The sequence below is a fragment of the Enterobacter cloacae complex sp. GF14B genome (assembly GCF_004136805.1).
Classification (GTDB): domain Bacteria; phylum Pseudomonadota; class Gammaproteobacteria; order Enterobacterales; family Enterobacteriaceae; genus Enterobacter; species Enterobacter hormaechei_C.
Window position 1 is genome coordinate 1 of sequence record NZ_QFRV01000126.1, and the last position, 7,127, is coordinate 7,127.

Below are 7,127 nucleotides of genomic sequence, written 5' to 3' on the forward strand. Positions count from 1 at the left end.
AGTACCAGCGTACGGCCCACAGAATGATGTCACGCTGAAAATGCCGGCCTTTGAATGGGTTCATGTGCAGCTCCATCAGCAAAAGGGGATGATAAGTTTATCACCACCGACTATTTGCAACAGTGCCTCACGCCTTCATACGAGGTTTTCCGGGGGTATCGTACCCGCCATACCCTGGATGAATTTCTGGAGATGGCCATATCGCTGAATGCCATCCACCCGGATGAATATTTAACGGATATGCTGCTTAAGCCTCATGAGGTGATCGGCGCTCTGGCCGATGAAGGCGACCAGCTGAACAACGCCACCCCGGTTTATTTCTTCCCGGATACCGGCGTCTATGCAGCGGCCGTCAGTGAAACCCGGGTGCTCGATGCCTGGCTTTGCTGGCCATGCTACCCGGCGAACTGGTAACGCGGCCGTTGGAATTGCACCGGCAGGATACGAATTTAACCGACCCCGTGGCGGGAAGGTTATCACAATTGCATGTCCTCATCCCTCAAGCCCCCTGCCAGGCCCTAACGTGCTGTCAGGCTTCGCCTGATTCCCGATCTGCGCCGGTACTTCAGCCGATAACTTTTTGTTTTCTTTTTATTTTCTCCCCATTTCCTCAAAGTTCGCGGGCGACGTGGACAGGGCACCATTGCCGCATGTGGGGTCTTAATAAGGGCAGGGTGGTCAGGTTTGCTCGATGCCGGGGGTAGGCCCTACCCTTTATGGGATGAGGACATGCAATTCACTAAATTAATCGACAGCACCGGTGGTGACTTATCTGTAACGGGTCAGTTTTGATACGGGGAATGTTTCAGGGTTAAGATCTGGAATCATAAAAATATACGCTCCCGTTCAGGACATACGACTTGAAATGGATAATGCCATTAAAGGAATTCCAGCCTTTCGTCGATAACAGTTTCTGACCATCGCCATAACCATGTCATGGAGGAGACTAACCGTGTTTCAGAGGTGAGCTGGTGCCTGGCAAAACATACAAACTCAAATATCAGGAAGCGAGTTTAGTTGTTTATAACATGCAGCCGTGTAACTGATTAGGTACCGGCAAAAGGAGGAAATAATGTTTGAAAACTACGTTTGTAAAATCTATGTAAGCAATGATCCTCATTTTAGTAGCCATCTCGAAGCAACTGCGTTTGGTTTCGATAATGGTCAGCAGCAAAAGATTCTCACCGCAGCCCATGTTGTTACCAATGCTCTTGGAAAAATTTATCCCGTCAGCAATACACTTAAACTTTACGTCAAATTTCTTAACCATCAAGGACTGGTGAACGAAGAGCCTGTTCTAGTCGATTTCATTCTCAATGAGGCTAATGACAGGGCAGACTTTAAAGACGGCATTCCGTTTGTTGACAGTGCAGAAATCGTATTACCAGCTGGAATACAACAGCCTGTAAGTAGTTACTTTAAGGTCCTGGCTCCCGCAGCTGGCATGGGTACATTGGGTGTCGGATATCCAATGAATGAGACAACAATTTCGACATTCCCTGGTGAAGTTTCAGGCATTTGGCCTTTAAATTGCTCAAATCATTCTCCCCAACATCTCACAACTCGCTTTGTAATAGCACATTTCAACACCGATGGTTGCTCTGGTGGACCCTATGTCGTCTCCGAGAATGACGAGCATTTTGTCATTGGAAGTCTGGTTGGAATAATGTCTGGAACCTGCCCAGATTCAAATCCACACATGTCTGTTCAGTCCGCTACTGATTTTTAGCAAAGTCAGTTCCAAAATGACGCTGGCACGATAGTTATTTTGGGTCTGCCCGATATGGCGTCTGCCCTTACTAACAGCAACAGCATTGAAACTGACAAACATGAACTCGAAAGTGCCACAATAGTAAGTCATGATTTCTTCATCACTTTTATGGTGCTCTTTTTCACCTATCACACAGCAAGTTATGAATACGAGGCCTGTAATGGACGCTACCGAAACTGAAGAGCTCGAAAAAATTCGCAAGAAGGCAATGGATGAAGTTACAAGTGCTCTTCAGGCGCTTGAAAATAAGTTCCCGGGTATTACTGAGGGCGCAGCAGCTTTGGCGGGGTCAGGCGTAGGCGCAGCGGCTTCCTTCGGTGCTCTCTATACGCTTGGTACAACGGGAGTGTCAGCAGCAGGCATAACCTCCGGGCTCGCTACAGCAGGGTCTATCGTCGGTGGCGGTATGGTTGCAGGCATTGCGGTATTGGCCGCACCTGTAGCTGTGTTAGGGATTGGCGGGTACGCGATAGTGAAACACAAAAAAAATGCGAAACTGACAGCCGCCCTTAGTCAGGCCATCCAAAAGCTCTACGAAGTTCAGGAAAGGTTGATGTCGAATGCGGAATATTTTAAGGCAGAAATTGCTGGCATCAAGGCAACAATCGACATGCTTACTAAGAAAGCTCCAAAAGGTAGCCTGGTCGCGGTGAGGTAAACACATGAGTCAGTCTCCTTATGATGATGAGTTCAGGGCCATCCGTTATATTCAGCTCCGTGGTCAGGATATCGCGAACGCTCACGAGACAATTAACAGTGATATAGAGAGCCTTAAGGCACAGTTGACCGGGCTAATCAGCGGCACTGAACTTGATGAAGCGGAGCATCTGGCGCTTAAAGAACATCATCTGCGAGAAATGACCCCTTCAGATACTGCCATGCATTCTACTGGTCTCAAGACTATATATAGCGAGGCTAACCAGCGTGTATGCGGTGATATTGGACTGGCCACAATACTCTCCACGGATGACTTGGCTGTTGTAGATGCCCGGATCCAGAATCATATTAAAGAATTTAATGATCGCTACGCACTCGACGCCTGGGATTATGCTATTGCCTGCGGATGCGGGCTCATAGCATCCATGCTGGATTTACTTTGCGTCAGAGCCCCGCCAAAACCTACGGTGAGCTTTACGGCAGAAGTGGATGGTATTTTCAATAAACAGGTGCAGAAAGCCTTCAATGCCATTTTGCCGGAGGACCTGAGTACAAAACTCTCAGATTTGTTCCCTATAGGGGCACCAGACAGTTCGATCAGCAGCGATTTAGTGGGTGCGGCCGGTGGCGTTTTGTCTCCCACAAATCACCGCTTAAGAGCTTTGTCACACGATCCCGTACTGGGCATTATTTTCGGTATAAAGGATATGCTGAACGGGACCTGTACGGTGGTTCAGAATGGACAGATCGTGGTTTATCCTTCCAGTAAAGGCGTTACAGACGAAACCAATATTTTCAGGCTCATCGCCAGAATGTTTGGACACCTGGCATCGGATGTTAATGCCCCCTCAGCAAAAGGAAACCGTGGCATGGGGTTACCGGCTCCTTTTATGGGGCTACTTCGTATGCTTGAGGGGATCCCTGTGGGGAGTTCTAACTTCGGCAAACAAATAGAGTACATGTATGTCAACGGGTATGACTTTCGTCAGTTTATCGTGACAAGTATTCCGATGAGCATAATGGAAGTTTTGATGCGGGTTTTCTATGTGGCGAAACAGGTATCGCTGGGAAAAGGAGCTTTTGGGGAGACCTTACTGGATACCATGCCGTTGCGGCTAAATCCACGCTTCCGGATGATGCTTGCCCTGGGTTATGGAACTTCCAGTGCTGTTAACGCAGGTAAAATGTATATCACCGGCAATATTCTCAATGCGAATTACGCCTCCTGGATGGGGTTGGCCTGGAATGGTTTTCACTCACTCAAGTGGTCCCTTTATCAGCGACACTTAAAGCTTTGGGCCGGTATTGAAAAGGCAGAACTGGAACGGCTTCAGAACAATATAGACAGCATCGAGGCATTGACCATCAGAGCAGGAAACTTGCCAGTCAAGTAACATTCACCGGAGCACCTCCGGAACCCCATAGCCCACCAGCTGCTAAAAATGTCTGCCTTTGCTTTTAATACTCTCTCTGCCTCCTCCCCGAGGCAGAGAGTAGCTCGTAGTTATTTATACAGCTCACAACAGGGCCATAAGATACTCCGCTTCTCGTTTACCGATGATCCTGATCTGTCAGCTCTCTTACCGGATGCTGTACGAGCGTAACGGCTTATTATTGATAGTTCTCTCATATCAAACCTCATAAAGATTTATGCTGCCACTTAGTAACAGCCTAAAGGTTGTACTCTCTATTTAACAGCTTTTAGGCTGTTAATTTGATATTACAGCTTTTAGGGTGTATGTTTAGAAAACAGCGTACAAGGTGTATCAGAGGAACTACTGAGGCCAGCTTATGATCAATAATGATTACCCGTTAAACACGCTCAACCAGTTGCGTCCCTTGCTCATTGGTTTTCGCAAGGCGAATGGCCTGACGCAAAAAGACCTGTCCGAAAGGTTAGGGGTCACTCAACAGACATACTCACGTCTGGAAGCCAACCCTGCCAGTGCGAGCATTGAACGGCTATTCAAGGTGTTTTCTATCCTGGGCGTAAAAATCAGCTTCTCCTCGACAACCGCCTCTTCAGAGGGGAAGCAGACGGAAGAAATGCTTAAATCAAACTCACCTGCACGACAGGAGAAATGGTAACGATATGAGCCGGAAACAGCAGCGTCTGGCAATCTGGATGAACGGAATCAAAGTCGGATACTGGGAAAAAAGTAAAGGGGTAGACAGCTTACAATACCTTCCTGACTGGAGTGCAGACGAACAGGGAAGGCCGCTGTCATTGTCCCTTCCTTTTACTCCCGGGAACCAGGTCTGGCGTGGAAATGTGGTACGTGACTATTTTGATAATTTACTCCCGGACAGCGAAGGCATACGCAGACGTCTGGCAATGCGTTACAAGGCCGATAGCCTGGAGCCTTTTGATCTTCTGACGGAGCTGGGAAAAGACTGCGTGGGCGCGATACAGCTGCTTCATGACGGAGATGAACCCACAGATTTATATTCCGTGAAGTATCACCCGCTTACTGAATCAGAAATTGCGGCAACTTTGCGTAATACCACGGAGACATTGCTACCGGGCAGGCCAGAAGATAACGACGACTTACGTTTATCTATTGCCGGTGCTCAGGAGAAAACAGCCCTACTGTGGCATGAAGATCGGTGGTGTATGCCGGAGGGTAATACACCAACGACGCATATATTCAAGCTACCGCTCGGACTTGTGGGGAACATGAAAGCCGACATGCGCTCGTCGGTTGAAAATGAATGGCTCTGCTCGGTACTTCTCGAACAGTACGGGCTCCCCGTGGCAAGAACGCAGATTGCTCACTTTGAAGATCAGAAAGCGCTGGTGGTAGAACGTTTTGACCGAAAATGGTCAGGAAACGGACAATGGATCATTCGTTTACCCCAGGAGGATATGTGTCAGGCCCTGGGCATTTCGCCATTACGAAAATATCAGGCGGACGGCGGGCCAGGTATATCGGAAATTATGGAAGTTCTGAGTAATTCAGACCGTGCTGAGCGTGACAAAGCGCAGTTTTTTATGACGCAGATAGTTTTCTGGATGATGGCCGCAACAGATGGCCACGCTAAAAATTTCAGTATTTCTATTGGGCCACAGGGACGTTATCACCTTACACCACTCTATGATGTGTTGTCGGCATGGCCGGTGATCGGTCATGGGAACAATCAGATATCCTGGCAGAAGTGCAAACTGGCGATGGCCGTACGTGGCAGTAGCAACTATTACCAGATATATCGAATACAACGACGCCACTGGATCAGGCATGGTGAGATAACCGGCCTGAGTAAACAGCAGACAGAGGCGATGATAGAGGAAATCATCGCCAGAACCCCGGGTGTCATTGAACGTGTTAGCGGGCTTCTTCCGGACCAGTTCCCCCAGCAGCTTGCGGAAAGTATTTTTGATGGAATGAGGCAGCAATGCAGGCGCCTGGCTGAGAAATGACAGCCGCAATTTATAGTGTGCATGTTTTCAGAATAGCTGATGTAAGCGTGAGGATTCAGTATGACTGAAGAACAAAAAAGAATAGAGCGGGCTATTGAGTTGGCTTGTCGTTACGGCGGAACCGATGAAATGCATCATCTGCAATGGGTCGTGGATCAGATGGTAAGAGAACTTGCTGGAGAACGTTATGCACAGATTGTAGCAGATGCCACCAGCGGAGAAGATGGGCCTGATACTTACAAATGGAGTGTTGGGATCGCGCCTTAGCATCTGTCAGTCTGGGGATGAAAACGTACTTAACATCCAGCGAATTCCCAGACTTCACATTAAGACTAGAGTAACGGCCGCAATCACGTGAGAGAAAAAAATGGCAATTTTAGCAATCATTGCAGTTATCGCCCTGGGTGGGTACGCCTGCGGGTTTATTAAAGCCCGTGAGCTGAGCGCTTTGCGTAAAGAAATGAAACTATACGTGGATCGCATGGAAGCGGCGGAGCTGGACTTACACGCAATCAGAAGTGTAGCGGAGCACCGGTTGCACGGTGCAGGTAAACAGTTTGCCGACCTTTACAGCCGTATCGACGGTGCAACTGTGACGCTGACACCCGAAGATCAGCTGTTACTGGCAACGATGCCATTTAATATTCAGGATGTAGAAGACATCGTAAACGAGCGCGGTCCAAAGACAATTAGCGGCCGTCCATTCTGGGAAGTTGAGCCAGGCCCGCATGACTATGAATATGGCCCGCAATATCCGTATTTCCCAGACCAGCGCTAGGAAGAGATCAAGATGAGAGAGCCAAGACCCCGCCATACCTTGCAGGTCATTCGAGTGCCTTCTCTGGAGGTTCAGGATCTGGGGCTGACCAGCTTTGATAGCTGGCTTGACGAGAACGGTTATGACAAAACGAATGCCAGAAATAACCGTACCATCTGGGCGAGAGAAGGCGGATGGCATCTGAAACGTTGCAGAAATCTGGAAACTGGCACGGACGATTTCTGGTTTATCGCTTTCGATGGTAAAGGCGGAAAGATATACCCGCTGAAAACCCAAAGAGACTACCGGGCTGCATATCGTAAGCTGGAAGCAGAAGGTTATGCACCTGCGGTCATCGAGCAAATGACCACAGGCGCAGCATATAACCTGGCCTATCCAGGGGTCGTCTCAGAAAACGGAATCTATGGTCACTCCCGTTTTTGCAACACCGATTTTGACGACAAGTTGGCTTGCTTGAATCTATCCGGCGTCTGAATGGGATTTTATTCCCGCGCCTTGATGAG

General features: G+C 48.6%; 8 protein-coding genes and 1 pseudogene. All 9 read left to right on the forward strand.

From position 1 onward, the window contains the following. Positions 1-54: 54 nt before the first annotated feature. Positions 55-414: a hypothetical protein gene (locus DD606_RS23090; RefSeq protein ID WP_063945302.1), complete on the forward strand. Its 360-nt coding sequence runs from the start codon at positions 55-57 to the stop codon at positions 412-414. 658 nt (positions 415-1,072) lie between these two features. Next, positions 1,073-1,729, forward strand: coding sequence for a trypsin-like serine protease (locus DD606_RS23100; protein ID WP_000462754.1), 657 nt, complete (start codon positions 1,073-1,075; stop codon positions 1,727-1,729). Positions 1,730-1,931: 202 nt separating this feature from the next. Further along, the gene (locus tag DD606_RS23110) at positions 1,932-2,429 is read left to right on the forward strand and encodes a membrane protein (RefSeq protein WP_000340139.1); all 498 of its coding nucleotides are present in this window, start codon (positions 1,932-1,934) and stop codon (positions 2,427-2,429) included. 4 nt (positions 2,430-2,433) lie between these two features. After that, the gene (locus DD606_RS23115; RefSeq protein WP_000083579.1) at positions 2,434-3,822 is read left to right on the forward strand and encodes a hypothetical protein; all 1,389 of its coding nucleotides are present in this window, start codon (positions 2,434-2,436) and stop codon (positions 3,820-3,822) included. A 400-nt stretch (positions 3,823-4,222) separates the two neighbouring features. Next, complete coding sequence (locus DD606_RS23120) at positions 4,223-4,516, forward strand: helix-turn-helix transcriptional regulator (protein WP_012477377.1); 294 nt, start codon at positions 4,223-4,225, stop codon at positions 4,514-4,516. A 4-nt stretch (positions 4,517-4,520) separates the two neighbouring features. Next, the gene (locus tag DD606_RS23125; protein ID WP_000088044.1) at positions 4,521-5,846 is read left to right on the forward strand and encodes a type II toxin-antitoxin system HipA family toxin; all 1,326 of its coding nucleotides are present in this window, start codon (positions 4,521-4,523) and stop codon (positions 5,844-5,846) included. Positions 5,847-5,906: 60 nt separating this feature from the next. Further along, entirely contained in the window at positions 5,907-6,113 is a 207-nt protein-coding gene (locus DD606_RS23130; protein ID WP_000134171.1) for a hypothetical protein, read from the forward strand. 100 nt (positions 6,114-6,213) lie between these two features. Then, positions 6,214-6,624 (forward strand): hypothetical protein, encoded by a 411-nt coding sequence (locus tag DD606_RS23135; protein WP_000985909.1) that lies wholly within the window; start codon positions 6,214-6,216, stop codon positions 6,622-6,624. A 12-nt stretch (positions 6,625-6,636) separates the two neighbouring features. Next, positions 6,637-7,002, forward strand: a pseudogene (locus DD606_RS23140) (hypothetical protein); the annotation flags it as partial. Positions 7,003-7,127 lie beyond the last annotated feature (125 nt).